Below are 18,700 nucleotides of genomic sequence, written 5' to 3'. Positions count from 1 at the left end.
CGGCAGCGGCTACAAGGGGAGCAGCGCCTTTTTTGCCCGGGCACGCATCAGGAACCCTGCCGGCGACAGTGTTGTCGACTAGTCTCTAAGCACTGTCTGATTGGCCTTGTGACCTTTTGTCATTCTTCTACCCGCGGGGGCGGGCGCTTCACTTCGCAGTCACTCGTCGACCGTTCAAACAGAACCCTGGAGCCTGACCATTGACCGAGAGGTGCCCCATGAGTCTGCTGCTTGAACCCTATACCCTGCGTCAACTGACCCTTCTCAACCGCATCGCCGTGTCGCCCATGTGCCAGTACTCGTCGGTGGACGGGTTGGCCAACGACTGGCACCTGGTGCACCTGGGCAGCCGCGCCGTCGGCGGCGCCGGGTTGATCTTCACCGAGGCCACGGCGGTTACCGCCGAAGGCCGGATCACCGCCCAGGACCTGGGCCTGTGGAACGACGCGCAGATCGAACCCTTGCAGCGCATCACCCGTTTCATCACCGCCCAGGGCGCGGTGGCGGGTATCCAGCTGGCCCATGCCGGGCGTAAGGCCAGTACTCATCGGCCCTGGCTCGGCAAGTCCGGCAGCGTCAAGCCCGAGGACGGCGGCTGGGTGCCGGTGGGGCCCTCGCGGATTGCCTTCGACCCGCAGCACACACCGCCGACCCAGCTCGATGAAGGGCAGATCGGCGAAGTCATCCAGGCCTTCGTCGCGGCCGCCAAACGCGCGCTGGAGGCCGGTTTCAAGGTGGTGGAAGTGCATGCTGCCCATGGCTACCTGCTGCATCAGTTCCTCTCGCCCCTGAGCAACCAGCGGCAGGACCAATACGGCGGTTCGTTCGAGAACCGCATTCGCCTGGTGCTGCAGGTGACCGAAGCGGTACGCGCGGTGTGGCCCGAGGAGCTGCCGCTGTTCGTGCGGGTGTCGGCCACCGATTGGGTGGAAGACGGCTGGAACCCGGACGAGACCGTGGAGCTGGCGCGGCGCCTCAAGGACCTGGGGGTGGATTTGATCGATGTGTCGTCCGGAGGCACCGCGGCCAATGCCGAGATTCCTACCGGGCCGGGTTATCAGACGCGCTTTGCCGAGCGAGTGCGCAAGGAGTCGGGGATTGCCACCGGGACCGTGGGGATGATCACCGAACCGGCCCAGGCGGAGCATATTTTGCGCACCTGTCAGGCGGACATCATCTTCCTGGCCCGGGAGCTGTTGCGTGATCCTTACTGGCCGCTGCATGCCGATGACGACCTGGGCGGGCGCAAGGCGATCTGGCCGGCGCAGTACCAGCGGGCGACCCACAGGGACCAGCCTATTCATGAGTCGGATTTGCGCGATTAGGCTTTTGCCGATGTAAAAAACGGCCCGTGTGGGCCGTTTTTTTGTGCCTGGCTTCAGGCTGCCTTCGCTGGCAAGCCAGCTCCTACGGAGGCGGTGCGATCTGTAGGAGCCGGCTTGCCGGCGAAGAGGCCCGTAGGGCGGGCCGGGGCTGGCAGCGGGTCACGGGTATTTGCGTTTGTCCGGCGCCGGCGGGAAGTACTGGTACAGCCAGGTCTCGCTCAGGGTTCGGTCGTTGGTGCGGATGAACAGCCGCAGTTCCACCGGTTCGACGCTGTCGTTGGTGGGGAACCAGTCGAAGGTGATGCGGTAGCCCTTGATCTCGTCCAGCACCAGTACGTTGAAGTCCTTGACCTCGCCGTTAGACGCGGTGACCACCGGCTCGATGCCAGTGCCCGCTGGCAGGCGATCCAGGCCGCCGCCGGTGAAGTCCACGGCAAAGCGCCGCGCCCAGACTTCCGGGTAATGCTCGCCCGGGGCCCAGCCTTCGACGAAACCGCCCATGCCGGAGCGGGTGGCGTGTACTCGCGCCAGGGGCGTGCCCACGGGCGGCAGGGCGCTCCAGTAGAGTTTGTAGCCGTAGTTCAGCGAGTCCCCGGCGGCCACCGGTTTTTTCGGGGTCCAGAAGGCCACGATGTTGTCCAGGGTTTCGCCGGTGGTGGGGATTTCCAGCAGGTCGATGCTGCCTTCGCCCCAGGCAGTGGTGGGCTCGACCCACAGGCTCGGGCGGCGGCTGTACCAGTCCACGGTGTCCTGGTAGCTGGCGAACTCGTGGTCGGTCTGCACCAGGCCGAAGCCTTTCGGGTCCTTGTCGGCGAAAGCGTTGAATTGCAGGTTCGCCGGGTTGTTCAGCGGGCGGCAGATCCACTCGCCGTTGCCGCGCCACATGGCCAGGCGGTCGGAGTCGTGGATCTGTGGGTGGATGGTGTCGCACATGCGCCGCTCATGGGTGCCGCAGCTGAACATGCTGGTCATGGGTGCAATGCCCAGTTGCTCGATGGCGGTGCGGGCATTGATGTGGGCGTCGACGTCCATCACCACGCGTTCGGCCTGGCAGTCGATGTCGAAACGGTAGGCACCGGTAGCGCTCGGCGAGTCCAGCAGGGCGTAGACCACGAAGCGGGTGCTGTCCTTGTCCGGGGTCTCGAACCAGAACTGGGTGAAGTCGGGGAACTCCTCGCGGCGCTTGGCGTAGGTGTCGATGGCCAGGCCACGGGCCGAGAGGCCGTACTGGCCGGTGGCGTCCACTGCGCGGAAGTAGCTGGCACCAAGGAAGGACACCACGTCGTGCTTGTCCAGTTCCGGGGCCTTGAACAGCTTGAACCCGGCAAAGCCCAGGTCGCCCTTGAGCTGGGCGGTGTCGACGCTGGTGTTCTGGTAGTTGAACAGTGGCGGGCGGAAGTGCACCTCCCGCGCCTGGCGGGTCTTGGGGTCGACACTGTGCATGCGCACCGGCTGCTTGAAGCCCATCCCGACGTGGAAGAACTGCACGTCCAACTGCCCGTTCAACTCGTTCCACAGCGAGTGCTTGCTGTCGTACTGGATGGCGTTGAAGTTCTGCGGGGTCATCTTCGCCAGGGTGGGCGGCAACACCTGCTTGGTGTCCACGTACTGGCTGGCGGCAAGTTGCTTGGCCTGGGCCTTGAGCTGCTCGAAATCGAACGCCTGGGCCTGGCCATCAGCGGCGCCGGCCCAGGCGCGGGCGGCCAGCAGGCCGCTGGCCGAGAGGCCGGTATAGGCCGCCAGGGCCATGGAGGCTTTGAGGAGATTCCTGCGGTGCATGGTTGAACCTTGATCAGAGAAAGATCCCAAGCCGTTCCTGGCTGCGTGGGGGGATCGCGAGGGGTGGTTCGGTCATGCCATCGGCCAAACGCAACGGACTATAAACAGACGCCGGATAGAATAAACGGTTCGCCAGGGGCAGAAAAATGATTAGCTTGTGTCCATTGGTAACCGCCCGATCCCCTTCAGGAACTGCTTCCATGCTGCACCCGCGCTTGCTCGGCGAAGACGATATCCCCTTGCTCAAATGGATCGACCGCGCCGAGGTCATCGATGAGTTCTACCGCCTGTGCAATGGGCAATTGAGCTGCTACGCCCAGCATGAAGTGGTGCAGGGCTGGCCGGAGGGCGAGGCCGAGCATGATGCGCTGATCTTGCAGCAGTGTTACCGGCGTGGCGGTTGGCTGTACGGGGTCTTCGACGGCCCGGCGCTGGTGGCCGCGGTGGTGGTGGATTGCCTGCCGATCGCCTGTGCCGGGCTGGATCTGCGGCAATTGAAGTTCCTCCATGTGAGCCAGGCCTATCGCGGCCTTGGCCTGGGCCGGCAGTTGTTTGCGCTGGCCCGGGAGCAGGCCCTGGTCCTGGGGGGGCAGGGCTTGTATGTGTCGGCCACGCCGTCGCGGCATACGGTGGATTTCTACAGGAGCCTGGGCTGCGAACTGCTGGCCACGCCCGACCCGGAACTGCTGCGCATCGAGCCCGAGGACATCCACCTGTACCTGCGCCTGGCCTAGGCCGCCAGGCGCTTGCGCCAGCTTGGCCAGGCCGCGATGGTCACGGCCCGCAGCAGCCACTCGCAGGGGCCGTACTGGTGGCTGCGCAACCACAGGGTGCTGAGCTGCATCTGCAGCAGGTAGATGGCAACCACCAGCAGCACAATCCACAGCGGCGGCAACTGGTTGACCAGCCCCAGCCCGTAGCCGGTGAACAGCAGCCCCAGAATCAGCGATTGCAGCAGGTAGTTGCTCAGGGACATGCGCCCCAGAGGCGCCAGCCGTCGGCACAGGCGTTGGCCCGGGGCCGAGCCGAAGGCCTTGAGCAGCAGCATGGCGTAGCTGGCCGAGAGCAGTGGTGCGGTCAGTTGGCTGATGCCGTAGCCGAGCACTTCCAGGCCGCCGCCAGGCGCATAGGCCGCCCAGTAGCCGTAGAGCAGGGCGCCACCCAGGCCCAGCGGCAGGCTGATCCTCAGCAGCCGTGCCAGGTGCGGTTCGAAGGCGTAGGGCGCCACCAGCAGCTTGTTGCGCCCCGCCACATAGCCCAGCAGGAACATTGCCAGGGTGCAGGGGCCCTGCAGCAGCCACAGCGCCGAGGCAGTTTCCAGCAGGTGCGAGGCGTTGTAGGCCAGGGTTTGCAGGGCGCTGCCGCTCAGGGCCAGGTCCTTGAGTACCGGCCCGCCATCGGCGGCGCCGGTGTAGAGGCCGGCCTCCAGCAGGGTGATGCCGAACAGCAGGAACAGCGCCGCCGTGCCGCTGATCAACAGTGCGGCCAGGGCCGCCGCCCAGCGGACCGACAAGCCGCGCAGCATCAGCAGGACCAGCCCCAGCACGGCGTACAGCGAGAGAATTTCGCCATAGAACAGCAGGGCGCCGTGGATCAGGCCGATCACCAGCAAGGCCAGTTGCCGGCGCAACATGCGCGGTACGAAGCGCTCCCCCGAGCGTTCGGCGGAGGTCATCTGCAAGGTGAAGCTATAGCCGAACAGGAACGAGAACAGCAGGTAGAACTTGGTCTCGAAGAACACCGACACCAGCCAGCGAACCAGGTGGTCAAGGCTACTGGCGTAGCCCGGGTTGCTCACCGACGAGGCGTAGTACGGATCGGCGAAGGACCAGATATTCACCGCCAGGATGCCCAGCAGGGCGAAACCGCGCAGGGCGTCCACCTGCTCCAGGCGCGCTGCTTGCGTCGCTCCGGAGGCCGTCATCTGCGGGTTACCGGCAACAGCGGTGGTGAAAGCGGGATACAGCGCATGGAACGGACCTCCGGGGTTGATCGAGCCAGAGGCTCAATTAACCCGATCAGGCCGGGGCGCAGCTATGGGGATTTTGTTAAAAAGCGTCAAGATGCGGGCTCAGCTTCCCGCCTGGGCGGGCGCTGAAGGTTCCAGGCACTGGGCGCCGCCGGCCGGCATCTCATTCTTTTTGCTCCACCAGGTCAGCGGCCAGAGGCTATGCAGGTCACCGCGCTTGAGTGCTTCCTGGTGACAGGCCAGGGCCCTGGGTCTGTCGGTGACGCCCCACTGGCCATCGGCATAGCCACTGCCCAGGTAGTAGAAGGCGCTGCCTGAATCCAGTTCCCTGGCGGTGCGCAGCACCAGCTCTTCGGACTTGCGCGGCTGCTGGCATTGGGTGATCGAGCCATCGCCGACTGGGTCGCAGTAGTACATGGACAGCATCAGCGCCGCCTCGGCATCGGTCTTGGCGTAGGGCAGCAGCAGTTCTTCCGGCTCCCCCGGCTTGAGCGCCGGGGCCATGCCCGAGTAGCCGAGGCTGACCGCCTGCACCGCGGCCTTGGGTGAGCCGTGGCGGGCGGCATCGAGCAGGATGCGTTGCCCGAGCTCGAAGAAGTACGCGGTCAGCGGGTACTGCTCGCGTCCGCCGTAGCCCAGGAACAGGTCAGCCTTGCGCATCTGTCGCTGCAGGGCGCTTTCGCCTGCGGGGGCGTTGTGTGTGAGCAATTCGTCCATGGACCATTGCTCGACGCGCACCAGTTGCCAGCAGGCACCCTGTTCAAAGACGAAGGCTTGCACCACATCGCCCAGGGGATCGTTGACCACCAGGGTATTGCCCTCCCAGAAGGTCTGCAGGCCAGCTTCGGCCTGGGCCTTGGGGGCGAGCCGGGTCAGCAGGTGGTGGGTGTCGCCCGTGAGCTTGTAGCGCGCGGTGACTTCCCGGCCGCGCTCGTCAGTGATCGGCCGTTGCTCGACCAGTGGCACGGCAGTGAATGCCTGCTGCAGTTCCGGGCTGCTGGCAAAGGCCTGGGCAAAGACCTTCAGGTCGCTGGACGGGCAGGCAGGTGCGGCGGCGGCCTGGGCGGCGGCACCGAGCATCAGGCTCAGGGCGATCAGGTGCAAACAGCGACGGGGGGTGGGCATCGGCAGGGTCATCCGGGGGCGATACAGAACAGGCATGTGGGCAAGCAGGCTCATTGGCTTTGCGGGTCGCAATACAGCACCGAGCTGCCGGGAGTATGGCGGTCTTCGGTGAGCAGCGGGCGTTCCCGGCCATCACCGAAGAAGGCGGTTCCCAGGTGCTGGCGCACGCTGTCGACACTGTCCTTGAGATACAGGGCGTGGACCGAGAACGGCCCGCGATAGGGAATCATCACCGCGCTGACTGCCAGGCCGTGGTACTGGTCGTCGACGCAATAGCGGGCGGCTTCGTCCAGCCCGCAGGGCTGCAGTTGGCGTTCGCTGAAGTACGCGCCCCGGGGCTGGTGGTCGCTGGCGTCCAGGTAGACGTTTTCCATGGAGCAGTCGGCAAGCCCGGCGAACTGCTGCTCCAGGCTCATGGCCAGGCAGGGGCGGCCAATGATCAGCAGTACAAGCGCCAGCCAGAAGCGCGCAATTGGGGTGTTTCTACTGGGCATGCAACTGCTCCCTGGGCAGGCACAGCCGGCACAGACCCTGCGCCAGCCAGATCGCCAGCAATGGCGGCACGGTCATCAGGAAGCAATAGACGTAGCCGCGTATCGGATGGTCGGGAAACATTGCCCAGGCGGTGAACAGCGCCAGGGTGCCAATCAGGACCAGCTTGACCTTGAGCTGGGGCACCAGGACCAGCAGGAAACTGACGACGATCAGCAGTTGCAGCAGCAGTTCCACCATCATCCCCAGACCGAAGCCCTTGGCGAGAGCGCCGAAGTGGCTGCGGTACACCGGTATGCCCCAGACATGGGCGTAGTAGAACAGCAGCGGTGGCAGGCAATGGGGCACTAGGCCGGTGAGGATTCGCGTCACCTGATAACGGCTGGCAGCGTCCAGGCTCATGGGCGGCACTCGCAGACTGTGGTGGGGTTGTCACGGGGCATGGGAGCATCCTTGCTGCCGGAAGGTATGGGGTGAGCCCGGGCAGTGGCGCCGGTGCTTTTCAGGAGGCGGATAGTGCCGTAACTCGGGGCGCCAATCCAGTGGGGCGACGCCGGTGTTCCAGGCCGGGCAAAGCAACATTCAGAAGCACTATCGCCGCATCGACCCGGGCACTTCTCTCTAGGCTTACAGCCTTATGTGTCGACATGACACCTATTTTCCGGAGGCAGCAGATGAACACCCGTGGATTGCTCGATCAATTACTCAGGTCCGGCCAGGAAATGCTGCAGAACAAGGCAGGCGCAGCGCCGGCGGAGCACGGCAAGGGCTCGCAGGGCGGCCTCGGCGGCTTGCTCGGTGGCCAGTCCGGCGGCCTCGGTGGGCTGCTTTCCGGCGCCGGTGGCGGTGCCTTGGCAGCCGGGGCCATGGGCCTGCTGCTGGGCAACAAGAAGGCCCGCAAGTACGGCGGCAAGGCCCTGACCTACGGCGGTCTCGCGGCCCTCGGCGTGCTGGCCTACAAAGCCTACGGCAACTGGCAGGCGCAGCAGGGCGCCGCCCCGCGCAGCGAACCCCAGACCCTGGACCGCCTGCCGGCGCAGCAGGTGGAATTGCACAGCCAGGCGATCCTCAAGGCGCTGGTGGCGGCGGCCAAGGCCGACGGCCATGTGGACGAGCGCGAGCGGGCGCTGATCGAGGGCGAGTTCCGCAAACTGGACAACGACCCGCAATTGCAGCAGTGGCTGCACAGCGAGCTGAACAAGCCCCTGGACCCGGCGGACGTCGCCCGGGCCGCGAGCACGCCGGAAATGGCCGCGGAAATGTACCTGGCCAGCGTGATGCTGGTGGATGAAGAACACTTCATGGAAAAAGCCTACCTGGACGAGCTGGCGCGCCAGTTGCAACTGGCGCCGGGGCTCAAGGCCGAACTGGAGAACCAGGTGCGCCAGAACAACCTCTGAAGCGGTGTTGGGAGTGCCGTTCGCCACGGATGGCGGTTCTGCCGGGTGGATTTGCCGAATTGCCTTGGCTGGGGTGATAAAACCGCCGCTGAGCCGCCATCCAGAGCGGGTGCACAAATTTATCGAAAGTGCCAACCGTGGTGCTAAACCACCCATAAAACCTGCATCGTCCTCGGCTATACTCCCCACATTTTTGAATGGCCTCGAGGACTGACTGTGAAGAACTGGACGTTGCGCCAACGCATTTTGGCGAGCTTTGCGGTGATTATCGCCATCATGCTGTTGATGGTCGTCGTCTCGTACTCGCGGCTGTTGAAGATCGAATCCGGTGAAGAACGCATGCGCAATGACGCGGTGCCCGGGGTCTATTTCAGTTCGATGATCCGCAGCGCCTGGGTCGACACCTACCTGCAGACCCAGGAAATCATCGGCCTCAAGCAGAATCAGGACATCAGCGCCGAGGACAAGGCGGACTTCAAGGCCTTCGAAGAACGCCTGCAGACCCAGATGACCAATTACAAGCAGACTATCAACAGCCGCGAGGACCAGAGCGAGTTCGATGCCTTCGAGAAGGACCACCAGGAGTTCAACCGCATCCAGGCCGCCGTGCTCGATCTGCACCAGCGTCGCCAGGAAGCCGAGGCAATCCGCCTGTTCAATGAGCAACTGACCCCGGCCTGGACCGCCGGGCGGATGAAACTCAACGACATCATCAGCGAAAACAAGGCCGTGGCCGACTCCGCCACCGCCGCCATCGACGATGCAGTGGCCGCGGCCAAGGTCAGCATGGGCGTGTCGTTGCTGCTGGCGGTACTGGCTGCCGGGCTCTGCGGCCTGCTGCTGATGCGCGCAATCATGGCGCCGATGAACCGCATCGTGAGCATTCTGGAAATCATGCGCACCGGTGACCTGAGCGGCCGCCTGAACCTGGACCGCAAGGACGAGTTCGGCGCCGTGGAAACCGGCTTCAACGACATGATGACCGAGCTCACCGCCCTGGTGTCCCAGGCCCAGCGCTCCTCGGTGCAGGTCACCACCTCGGTGACCGAGATCGCCGCCACCTCCAAGCAGCAACAGGCCACCGCCACCGAGACGGCCGCCACCACCACGGAAATCGGCGCCACCTCGCGGGAGATCGCCGCGACCTCCCGGGACCTGGTGCGCACCATGACCGAAGTGTCCAGCGCCGCCGACCAGGCCTCGGTGCTTGCCGGCTCCGGCCAGCAGGGCCTGGCGCGCATGGAAGACACCATGCACTCGGTGATGGGCGCGGCAGACCTGGTGAACGCCAAGCTGGCGATCCTCAACGAGAAGGCCGGCAACATCAACCAGGTGGTGGTGACCATCGTCAAGGTCGCCGACCAGACCAACCTGCTGTCGCTCAACGCCGCCATCGAGGCCGAGAAGGCCGGCGAGTACGGCCGCGGTTTTGCCGTGGTCGCCACTGAGGTGCGGCGCCTGGCGGATCAGACCGCAGTGGCCACCTATGACATCGAGCAGATGGTCCGTGAGATCCAGTCGGCGGTGTCGGCGGGGGTCATGGGCATGGACAAGTTTTCCGAGGAAGTGCGCCGCGGCATGGCCGAGGTGCAGCAGGTGGGTGAACAGCTGTCGCAGATCATCCATCAGGTCCAGGCCTTGGCTCCGCGGGTGTTGATGGTCAATGAGGGCATGCAGGCCCAGGCCACGGGTGCCGAGCAGATCAACCATGCCCTGGTGCAACTGGGGGATGCCAGCAGCCAGACCGTCGAGTCCCTGCGCCAGGCCAGCTTTGCCATTGACGAGCTGAGCCAGGTGGCGGTGGGGCTGCGCAGCGGCGTTTCGCGTTTCAAAGTCTGATGGATGAGCTCGCGCACAAGCGCAACGGCGCAACTGGTGCCAGGAATGCTCTGTTCCTGGTGTTCCGCATCGGCCAGGAGCGCTATGCGCTGCAGGCCGTGGATGTGGTGGAGGTGTTGCCGCGCCTGCAGCTCAAGCCCATTGCCCAGGCGCCGTCCTGGGTGGCCGGGGTGTTTGCCTATCGCGGCGTGGTGGTGCCAGTCATCGACCTGTGCGAGCTGACCTTCGGCCGCCCGGCGCAGTTGCGCACCAGTACCCGGCTGGTGCTGGTGCACTACCGTGGCGATGTCGGGCAGCCGGCGCGGATTCTCGGGCTGTTGCTGGAGCAGGCCAACGACACCCTGCGCTGCGACCCGGCGCAGTTCCAGCCCTATGGCCTGGACAACCGCCAGGCGCCATACCTGGGGCCGGTGCGCGAAGACGCCCAGGGCCTGCTGCAATGGGTGCGGGTCGACGACCTGCTGCCCCTCAAGGTGCGTGAGCTGCTGTTTCCCGCCGTGCCCCTGGATCCGGCATCGCTTGAGGAGCCTCGATGAGCGAGGAGCAACGATTTTTCGATTTCCTCAAGGAACGTATCGGCCTGGATGTCGCCTCCGTGGGGCCGGCGATCATCGAGCGCGCGGTACGCCAGCGCTGCAATGCCCTGTATGCCCGCAGCAGCGATGAGTACTGGCAGAAACTGCAAGGCTCGCGGGATGAGCAGCAGGCCCTGATCGAAGCGGTGATCGTTCCTGAAACCTGGTTTTTCCGCTATCCGGAATCCTTCGCTACCCTGGTCAAGCTGGCCAAGGCGCGGCTGGCGCAGATCAAGGGCATGCGGGCCCTGCGCCTGTTGAGCCTGCCGTGCTCCACCGGCGAGGAGCCCTATTCCATCGCCATGGCCCTGCTCGATGGCGGCCTGGCGCCGCATCAGTTCAAGGTCGACGGCCTGGACGTCAGCCCGTTGTCGGTGGAGCGGGCCAAGGCTGCGCTGTACGGCAAGAATTCCTTTCGTGGCCAGCCCATCGAGTTTCGCGAGCGGCATTTCAACCCTGAAGAAGGCGAGCGTTATCGCCTGAGCGAGCGGGTTCGTGAGCAGGTGCGGTTGCAGGTGGGCAATGTCCTGGATCCGGGCTTGCTGGCCAGTGAACCGGCCTTCGATTTCGTGTTCTGCCGCAACCTGCTGATCTATTTTGATCAGCCGACCCAGCGCCAGGTGTTCGAGGTGCTCAAGCGCCTGACCCATGAAGAGGGCGTGCTGTTCATCGGCCCCGCCGAAGGCAGCCTCCTGGGCCGCCTGGGCATGCGCTCCATCGGCATCCCGCAGTCCTTCGCCTTCAGCCGCCACCATGAGCCCGAGCCGGCCCCGGTGGTGGTGCCGCAACCCTTGCCGCTGCCGGTTCCCGTGCGCAGCGTGGTGCCCCCGGCGCCGCGCCCACGGCCGTTCGCCAGGCGCCCGGTAGCGGCGCCGTTGAGCGACGGCGCGCTGATGGAAAGCGATGCCGCCAGCCTGCTGGCCACCATTGCCGCCCTGGCCAACGAGGGCAAGAGCGCCGAGGCGCGTGCCGCCTGCGAGCGTTATTTGCAGCAGCACGAGCCGGTGGCCCAGGTGTTCTACTGGCTGGGCCTGCTCAGCGATGTGGCCGGCAACGCCATGGAAGCCCAGGGTTACTACCGCAAGGCCCTGTACCTGGCGCCCCAGCACCCCGAAGCCCTGGCGCACTTGGGCGCGCTGCTGGCTTCCCAGGGTGATGTGGCCGGGGCCCAACGATTGCAGGAGCGCGCGGCCCGCAGCGTTCGCTCTGCCGACAGTGAGTTGAAACGATGAGCCATCCCTATTCATTGGACGTCACCCGTGAAGATGCGCAGGCCATTGATGATTGCTGGAACCGCATCGGTATCCATGGCGACAAGTCCTGCCCGTTGCTGGCCGAGCACATTCATTGCCGCAACTGCTCGGTGTATTCGGCCGCCGCCACCCGCCTGCTGGACCGCTATTCGTTGCGCCAGGAGGACCGCGAGCATTCGGTGGTGCTGGAGGCCGACAGCGATGTGGTCACTCGCTCGCTGCTGATGTTCCGCCTCGGCGAAGAGTGGCTGGGCCTGCCGACCCGCTGCCTGCTGGAAGTGGCACCGCAGCAGGCGATTCATTCCTTGCCGCACCAGCGTTCGCGCGCCCTGCTGGGGGTGGCCAATGTCCGCGGGGCGCTGGTGGCCTGCCTGTCGCTGACCGAGCTTCTGGGGCTGGATCCTTCCCCGGCCGCGCCGGCGGGAGGACGGGTGATGCCGCGCATGCTGATCATCGGCGCCGCCGGAGGCCCGGTGGTGGTGCCGGTGGACGAAGTGCACGGCATCCACGCCATCGACGAGCGCATCCTCAACGGCGCCTCGGCCTCCGGCGAGCAGGCCAATGCCAAGTACACCCGTGGCGTGTTGCAATGGCAGGGGCGCAGCCTGCGCCTGCTGGACGAAGAGCAATTGCTCGCGGCCGTGACCCGGAGCCTGACATGACCCCCGATCAGATGCGCGACGCCTCGCTGCTGGAGCTGTTCAGCCTGGAAGCCGAAGCCCAGACCCAGGTGCTCAGCACCGGGCTGCTGGCCCTGGAGCGCAACCCGACCCAGGCCGACCAGTTGGAAGCCTGCATGCGCGCAGCCCATTCCCTCAAGGGCGCGGCGCGGATTGTCGGGGTCGATGCCGGGGTCAGCGTTGCCCACGTGATGGAAGACTGCCTGGTGAGCGCCCAGGAAGGGCGGCTGTACCTGCAGCCCGAGCATATCGACGCCCTGCTGCAGGGCACCGACCTGCTGATGCGCATCGCCACCCCGGGCGGTGCGGAGCTGGTCGCCGCGGACATCCCGTTGTACGTGGCCCTCATGGAGCGCCTGTTGAACCCAGGGGCCGCGATGCCGGCGGCGCAAGTGCCGGAACCGCCAGTGCCGGAGTTGCCAATCGCACAACCGCAAGCCCCGGTGCAAGCCCATGGAGCGTTCCTGGGCGAGCCCGAGGCCGAGGCCGAGCCCGTGCTGCTGGCTGCCAGCGAACCCGCCCATGAGCCCGCTCGCCCGGGCAAGCGCATGACCGAAGGCGGCGAGCGGGTGCTGCGGGTCACGGCCGAACGTCTCAACAGCCTGCTGGACCTGTCGAGCAAATCCCTGGTGGAAACCCAGCGGCTCAAGCCCTACCTGGCCACCTTGCAGCGCCTGCGGCGGATCCAGAGCAACAGCCTGACCGCCCTGGAAAACCTCAACCTGCACCTCAAGGAACATGCCTTGAGCCTGGAGGCTCAGGAGGCCCTGGCGGATGCGCGGCGCCTGCTGGCCGAATCCCAGCAGTTGCTGGCGGAGAAAACCGCCGAGCTCGACGAATTTGGCTGGCAGGCCAGCCAGCGTGCCCAGGTGCTCTACGACACCGCGCTGGCCTGCCGCATGCGGCCCTTTGCCGACGTACTTACCGGCCAGGTGCGCATGGTTCGCGACCTGGGTCGCAGCCTGGGCAAGCAGGTACGCCTGGAGATCGAGGGGGAGAAGACCCAGGTCGACCGCGATGTGCTGGAAAAACTCGAAGCGCCGCTGACCCACTTGCTGCGCAACGCCGTCGATCACGGCATCGAACTGCCGGAGCAGCGCCTGCTGGCGGGCAAGCCGGCGGAAGGGGTGATTCGCCTGCGGGCATCCCACCAGGCCGGTCTGCTGGTGCTGGAACTCAGTGACGACGGCAATGGGGTCGATCTGGAGCGTTTGCGCCAGAGCATTGTCGAGCGCCAGTTGTCGCCGGCGCAGACCGCGGCCCAGCTCAGTGAGGAAGAGTTGCTGACCTTCCTGTTCCTGCCGGGCTTCAGCCTGCGGGACAAGGTCACCGAGGTCTCCGGTCGCGGCGTCGGCCTGGATGCGGTGCAGCACATGGTGCGTCAGCTGCGCGGGGCGGTGGTGCTGGAACAGGACACTGGCCAGGGCAGCCGTTTCCACCTGGAGGTGCCGCTGACCCTGTCGGTGGTACGCAGCCTGGTGGTGGAGGTCGGCGACGAGGCCTACGCCTTCCCGCTGGCCCATATCGAACGCATGTGCGACCTGGAGCCCGAGGCCATCGTCCAGGTGGAAGGGCGCCAGCATTTCTGGCACGAAGGCCGGCATGTCGGCCTGGTCGCCGCCAGCCAGTTGCTGCAGCGGCCGGCAACCCAGGAAAGCGCGCCAACTCTGAAAGTGGTGGTGATCCGCGAGCGCGATGCGGTGTACGGGATCGCCGTGGAGCGTTTCATCGGCGAGCGCACCCTGGTAGTGCTGCCGCTGGACGACCGCCTGGGCAAGATTCAGGACATCTCCGCCGGAGCCCTGCTCGATGACGGCCGGGTGGCGCTGATCGTGGATGTCGAGGACATGCTGCGCTCGGTGGACAAACTGCTCAATACCGGGCGTCTGGAGCGCATTGCGCGCAACCATCAGCAGCACGCACAGGCCGCGCGCAAGCGTATTCTGGTGGTGGACGATTCGCTGACGGTGCGTGAATTGCAACGCAAGCTGCTGATCAACCGCGGTTACGACGTGGCGGTGGCAGTGGATGGCATGGATGGCTGGAATGCCTTGCGTTCGGAAAGCTTCGACCTGTTGATCACCGACATCGACATGCCGCGAATGGATGGAATTGAATTGGTCACACTCTTGCGTCGTGACAATCGCCTGCAGTCCCTGCCGGTGATGGTGGTGTCCTACAAGGACCGTGAGGAAGACCGGCGCCGTGGACTGGATGCCGGTGCCGACTATTATCTAGCCAAAGCCAGTTTCCATGACGACGCCCTGCTGGATGCAGTGGTGGAACTGATTGGAGGAGCGCGGGCATGAAGATAGCGATAGTCAATGACATGCCCATGGCCGTGGAGGCCCTGCGCCGTGCGCTGGCCTTCGACCCCAGCCACGAGGTGGTGTGGGTCGCCACCAATGGTGCGGAAGCGGTGAAGTACTGTGCCGAACTGACCCCGGACCTGATTCTCATGGACCTGATCATGCCGGTGATGGATGGCGTCGAGGCCACGCGGCGGATCATGGCCGAGTCGCCGTGCGCCATCGTGATCGTCACCGTCGATCGCCAGCAGAATGTGCACCGGGTGTTCGAAGCCATGGGCCACGGCGCGCTGGATGTGGTGGACACTCCGGCCCTGGGCGCGGGCAATGCCCAGGAAGCGGCGGCGCCACTGTTGCGCAAGATCCTCAATATCGGTTGGCTGATCGGCCAGCGCGGCAGCCGGGTGCGTTCCGCGCCCCAGCCACTGCGCAGCGGTGCGCCACGCCAGAGCCTGGTGGCCATTGGCTCCTCCGCGGGTGGGCCGGCGGCTCTGGAAGTGTTGCTCAAGGGCTTGCCAAAGGACTTTGCCGCCGCCATCGTGCTGGTCCAGCACGTTGATCAGGTGTTTGCCGCAGGCATGGCCGAATGGCTCAGCAGTGCCTCCGGCCTGGAGGTGCGCCTGGCCCGGGAAGGCGAGCCGCCGCAAAGCGGCAAGGTCCTGCTGGCGGGCACCAACCATCATATCCGTCTGTTGAAGAACGGCACCCTGGCCTATACCGCCGAGCCGGTGAACGAGATCTACCGGCCCTCCATCGATGTGTTTTTCGAGAGCGTTGCCAGTTTCTGGAATGGCGATGCGGTGGGGGTGCTGCTGACCGGCATGGGCCGTGACGGCGCCCAGGGCTTGAAGCTGATGCGTGATCAGGGTTATCTGACCATCGCCCAGGACCAGAACAGCAGTGCGGTGTATGGCATGCCCAAGGCGGCCGCTGCCATCGGCGCCGCCTCAGAGATTCGCCCGCTGGACAAGATCGCTCCACGTTTGCTGGAGATATTTGCCAAATGACTGATAAACGCAGCTGTCCTGGCCAGGTAGCAATTCAGGTGACAACCCATGAATGATTTACAGCTCGACGAATTCAAGACCGACGAAAATGCCGCCATGGTGTTGCTGGTGGACGACCAGGCCATGATCGGCGAAGCGGTGCGGCGTGGGTTGGCGAACGAGGAAAACATCGATTTCCACTTCTGCGCCGATCCGCACCAGGCCATTGCCCAGGCGATCCGCATCAAGCCCACGGTGATTCTCCAGGACCTGGTGATGCCGGGCCTGGACGGCCTGACCCTGGTGCGCGAGTACCGCAACCACCCGGCGACCCAGAACATCCCGATCATCGTTCTCTCCACCAAGGAAGACCCGCTGATCAAGAGCGCGGCCTTTGCCGCCGGGGCCAACGACTACCTGGTCAAGCTGCCGGACAACATCGAGCTGGTGGCGCGCATTCGCTATCACTCCCGTTCCTACATGACCCTGTTGCAGCGTGATGCGGCCTACCGCGCCCTGCGGGTCAGCCAGCAGCAACTGCTGGACACCAACCTGGTGCTGCAACGGCTGATGAACTCCGACGGCCTGACCGGGCTGTCCAACCGCCGGCATTTCGATGAGTACCTGGAGCTGGAGTGGCGGCGGGCGATGCGTGAACAGGGCCAGCTGTCGCTGTTGATGATCGACGTCGACTACTTCAAGACCTACAACGACACCTTCGGCCACCTGGAGGGCGACGAAGCCCTGCGCAAGGTGGCCACGGCGATTCGCGAGGCCAGCAGCCGGCCTTCCGACCTGCCGGCCCGCTACGGCGGCGAAGAGTTCGTGCTGGTGCTGCCCAATACCTCGCCGGGCGGGGCGCGACTGGTGGCCGAGAAGCTGCGCCAGACGGTGGAAGCCTTGAAAATCCCCCATATCGCGCCGGTGGAGGGCGCGAGCCTGACCATCAGCATCGGTCTTTCCACCGTAACGCCGCAGCCCAACAGCCATTGCCGGCAGTTGATTTCGGCGGCGGACAAGGGGCTGTACCTGGCCAAGAACAACGGTCGCAACCAGGTCGGGATCGAGTAACCGCCTCAGCTTCCAGGCTGCTCGTCGGTCGCCGGGGCCCGAGGGACGGGCACCAGGGTGTCGCCGAACAGGTAGTAGCTGTGGCTTGCGGTTCGCGAGCAGGTGAGAAGGGCGGCTTCGACCCTGTATCGGGTGTGCAGGTCGAGCCTTTTCTCGTTGAAGAGGTTGTTCAGCCGGCAGCAGGCGGCGATGGGGTAGTCACCGAAGCTGTAGCTGAAGTGGCCATTTCTGTGGCTGGAGACCCAGGTGGCGCTGAATTGACCTTGCAGCCACTGGGTCCGGGCTGCCACCTCGCTTTGCTGGCCTTTCAGGCGATGCAAGACCCACCACCACAGGAAGATCGCCCACGGCACCAGCAGGGCGCAGGCCAGCTGTGGGGAGATCAACAGCCAGACCCCTTGCAGCAGGATCAGCACGAACAGGCTCAGGAACAGCCATATGAATGCCTGTGCTCCCCTGAGATTGCGACGCTCGCGGGCCTTGATGTAGCGGATTTGCGAGTCGCTGAGGGTTCTCTCCATGGCGGGCTGTTTCCTGGTTCTGCTGGCAATCGAGTGCGAGAAGTAGCATTCACGCTCGGATTGTATAGGTCCTGGCGCTTAAATTAGCGGGTCTAATTGCGCTTAAAGCCGCTAAGCGGGCTGCCGTGAATCAGTGATTCCGTTATAATCTCCGGCTTTCAAAAGTTCGCCAACGAGTGCCGCCCCCCATGGAAATCAACCCGATCCTGAACACCATCAAGGACCTGTCCGAGCGCTCCGAAACTATTCGGGGGTATCTTTGACTACGATCAAAAGCATGAGCGTCTGACCGAGGTCAATCGCGAGCTTGAAGATCCGAGTGTCTGGAACAAACCCGAATACGCCCAGGAACTGGGCCGCGAGCGCGCAGCGCTGGCACAGATCGTCGAGACCCTGGACGAACTGAACGGCGGCCTGGCCGATTGCCGCGATCTGCTGGACATGGCGGTCGAGGAAGAGGACGAAGGCGCGGTAGGCGATGTCGTCGCCGAGCTGGCCCGTCTCGAGGAAAACCTCGCCAAGCTCGAATTCCGCCGCATGTTCAGCCACGAAATGGACCCGAACAACGCCTACCTGGACATCCAGGCCGGCTCCGGCGGCACCGAGGCCCAGGACTGGGCCAACATCCTGCTGCGCATGTACCTGCGCTGGGCCGACAAACGCGGTTTCGACGCGACCATCATGGAACTGTCGGCCGGTGAAGTCGCCGGTATCAAAGGTGCGACCGTGCACATCAAGGGCGAATACGCCTTTGGCTGGCTGCGCACCGAGATCGGCGTGCACCGTCTGGTGCGCAAGAGCCCGTTCGACTCCGGCAACCGTCGCCACACCTCGTTTTCCGCCGTTTTCGTCTCGCCCGAGATCGACGACAAGGTGGAAATCGAAATCAACCCGGCAGACCTGCGGATCGACACCTATCGTTCCTCCGGTGCCGGTGGTCAGCACGTAAACACCACCGACTCGGCCGTACGTATCACCCACGTACCGACCAACACCGTGGTCAGCTGCCAGAACGAACGTTCCCAGCACGCCAACAAGGACACCGCCATGAAAATGCTGCGGGCCAAGTTGTACGAGCAGGAAATGCAGAAGCGCAACGCCGCGTCGCAAGCGCTGGAAGACACCAAGTCGGACATCGGCTGGGGTCACCAGATCCGCTCCTACGTGCTCGATGCGTCGCGGATCAAGGATCTGCGCACCAACATCGAACGCAGCGACTGCGACAAGGTACTCGACGGCGACATCGACGAATACCTGGAAGCCAGCCTGAAATCGGGCTTGTAATACTGCAATACGGGATCGGCTGACACGGTGCGATCCCGTAGGAGCCGGCTTGCCGGCGATCTCCAGGCCGAAGGCCTGGGGGCAATGAACCT

General features: G+C 64.9%; 17 protein-coding genes. 11 read left to right on the top strand and 6 right to left on the bottom strand.

The features are described from left to right. The first annotated feature begins 218 nt into the window (after positions 1-218). Positions 219-1,325: an NADH:flavin oxidoreductase/NADH oxidase gene (locus F6S12_RS14365; protein ID WP_011059469.1), complete on the top strand. Its 1,107-nt coding sequence runs from the start codon at positions 219-221 to the stop codon at positions 1,323-1,325. Positions 1,326-1,484: 159 nt separating this feature from the next. On the opposite strand, the gene F6S12_RS14360 is transcribed toward F6S12_RS14365, so the two are convergent. Further along, positions 1,485-3,104 carry a glucan biosynthesis protein D gene (locus F6S12_RS14360; RefSeq protein WP_011059470.1) on the bottom strand — a complete coding sequence of 540 codons (1,620 nt, stop codon included), beginning with the start codon at positions 3,102-3,104 and terminating at the stop codon, positions 1,485-1,487. A 200-nt stretch (positions 3,105-3,304) separates the two neighbouring features. On the opposite strand from F6S12_RS14360, the gene F6S12_RS14355 reads away from it, so the two are divergent. After that, positions 3,305-3,838 carry a GNAT family N-acetyltransferase gene (locus tag F6S12_RS14355; RefSeq protein WP_041116160.1) on the top strand — a complete coding sequence of 178 codons (534 nt, stop codon included), beginning with the start codon at positions 3,305-3,307 and terminating at the stop codon, positions 3,836-3,838. Here F6S12_RS14355 and F6S12_RS14350 read toward each other — a convergent pair. The 4 genes from F6S12_RS14350 to F6S12_RS14335 all read right to left on the bottom strand — a co-directional run bounded on the left by F6S12_RS14350 (position 3,835) and on the right by F6S12_RS14335 (position 7,092). After that, entirely contained in the window at positions 3,835-5,028 is a 1,194-nt protein-coding gene (locus tag F6S12_RS14350) for a DUF418 domain-containing protein (RefSeq protein WP_053149219.1), read from the bottom strand. The genes F6S12_RS14355 and F6S12_RS14350 overlap by 4 nt on opposite strands. Positions 5,029-5,175: 147 nt before the next feature. Next, a complete protein-coding gene (locus F6S12_RS14345; protein WP_227454104.1) occupies positions 5,176-6,198 on the bottom strand; it encodes a hypothetical protein in 1,023 nt (340 codons plus the stop codon). Between the two features lie 50 nt (positions 6,199-6,248). Next, complete coding sequence (locus F6S12_RS14340; protein ID WP_315869012.1) at positions 6,249-6,692, bottom strand: hypothetical protein; 444 nt, start codon at positions 6,690-6,692, stop codon at positions 6,249-6,251. Next, positions 6,682-7,092, bottom strand: coding sequence for a hypothetical protein (locus F6S12_RS14335; RefSeq protein WP_053149228.1), 411 nt, complete (start codon positions 7,090-7,092; stop codon positions 6,682-6,684). Before F6S12_RS14335 ends, F6S12_RS14340 begins: the two co-directional genes overlap by 11 nt. 272 nt (positions 7,093-7,364) lie before the next feature. Between F6S12_RS14335 and F6S12_RS14330 the strand changes: the two genes are divergently transcribed. The 8 genes from F6S12_RS14330 to F6S12_RS14295 all read left to right on the top strand — a co-directional run bounded on the left by F6S12_RS14330 (position 7,365) and on the right by F6S12_RS14295 (position 16,803). Next, positions 7,365-8,090, top strand: coding sequence for a tellurite resistance TerB family protein (locus F6S12_RS14330; protein WP_011059476.1), 726 nt, complete (start codon positions 7,365-7,367; stop codon positions 8,088-8,090). Between the two features lie 216 nt (positions 8,091-8,306). After that, positions 8,307-9,929, top strand: a complete 1,623-nt coding sequence (locus F6S12_RS14325) for a methyl-accepting chemotaxis protein (RefSeq protein WP_065364560.1) — start codon at positions 8,307-8,309, stop codon at positions 9,927-9,929. Further along, positions 9,929-10,465, top strand: coding sequence for a chemotaxis protein CheW (locus F6S12_RS14320; RefSeq protein ID WP_161466247.1), 537 nt, complete (start codon positions 9,929-9,931; stop codon positions 10,463-10,465). Before F6S12_RS14325 ends, F6S12_RS14320 begins: the two co-directional genes overlap by 1 nt. After that, positions 10,462-11,736 carry a CheR family methyltransferase gene (locus tag F6S12_RS14315; protein ID WP_123430115.1) on the top strand — a complete coding sequence of 425 codons (1,275 nt, stop codon included), beginning with the start codon at positions 10,462-10,464 and terminating at the stop codon, positions 11,734-11,736. Before F6S12_RS14320 ends, F6S12_RS14315 begins: the two co-directional genes overlap by 4 nt. Then, positions 11,733-12,419 (top strand): chemotaxis protein CheW, encoded by a 687-nt coding sequence (locus F6S12_RS14310; RefSeq protein WP_015634305.1) that lies wholly within the window; start codon positions 11,733-11,735, stop codon positions 12,417-12,419. Before F6S12_RS14315 ends, F6S12_RS14310 begins: the two co-directional genes overlap by 4 nt. Beyond that, positions 12,416-14,746: a hybrid sensor histidine kinase/response regulator gene (locus tag F6S12_RS14305; protein ID WP_161466248.1), complete on the top strand. Its 2,331-nt coding sequence runs from the start codon at positions 12,416-12,418 to the stop codon at positions 14,744-14,746. Before F6S12_RS14310 ends, F6S12_RS14305 begins: the two co-directional genes overlap by 4 nt. Next, the gene (locus F6S12_RS14300; protein ID WP_011059482.1) at positions 14,743-15,753 is read left to right on the top strand and encodes a chemotaxis response regulator protein-glutamate methylesterase; all 1,011 of its coding nucleotides are present in this window, start codon (positions 14,743-14,745) and stop codon (positions 15,751-15,753) included. The genes F6S12_RS14305 and F6S12_RS14300 overlap by 4 nt, the downstream gene beginning before the upstream one ends. A 48-nt stretch (positions 15,754-15,801) precedes the next feature. After that, the gene (locus F6S12_RS14295) at positions 15,802-16,803 is read left to right on the top strand and encodes a PleD family two-component system response regulator (RefSeq protein WP_161466249.1); all 1,002 of its coding nucleotides are present in this window, start codon (positions 15,802-15,804) and stop codon (positions 16,801-16,803) included. Between the two features lie 5 nt (positions 16,804-16,808). Here the strand turns inward: F6S12_RS14295 and F6S12_RS14290 are convergent, their stop codons facing one another. Next, complete coding sequence (locus tag F6S12_RS14290; protein WP_161466250.1) at positions 16,809-17,324, bottom strand: hypothetical protein; 516 nt, start codon at positions 17,322-17,324, stop codon at positions 16,809-16,811. A gap of 188 nt (positions 17,325-17,512) precedes the next feature. Between F6S12_RS14290 and prfB the strand changes: the two genes are divergently transcribed. After that, positions 17,513-18,608, top strand: a protein-coding gene (gene prfB, locus F6S12_RS14285) for a peptide chain release factor 2 (RefSeq protein WP_100255254.1) whose coding sequence is annotated in 2 segments (ribosomal slippage) — positions 17,513-17,584 and positions 17,586-18,608 — 1,095 coding nt in all. Because the reading frame shifts where the segments join, the coding sequence is not laid out codon by codon here. Positions 18,609-18,700: the final 92 nt, after the last annotated feature.

It is taken from the genome of Pseudomonas sp. JV245A (genome assembly GCF_032424515.1).
GTDB lineage: Bacteria > Pseudomonadota > Gammaproteobacteria > Pseudomonadales > Pseudomonadaceae > Aquipseudomonas > Aquipseudomonas protegens.
Note: the sequence above shows the minus strand (reverse complement) of the source record. Positions and strands in the feature narration are given on the sequence as shown.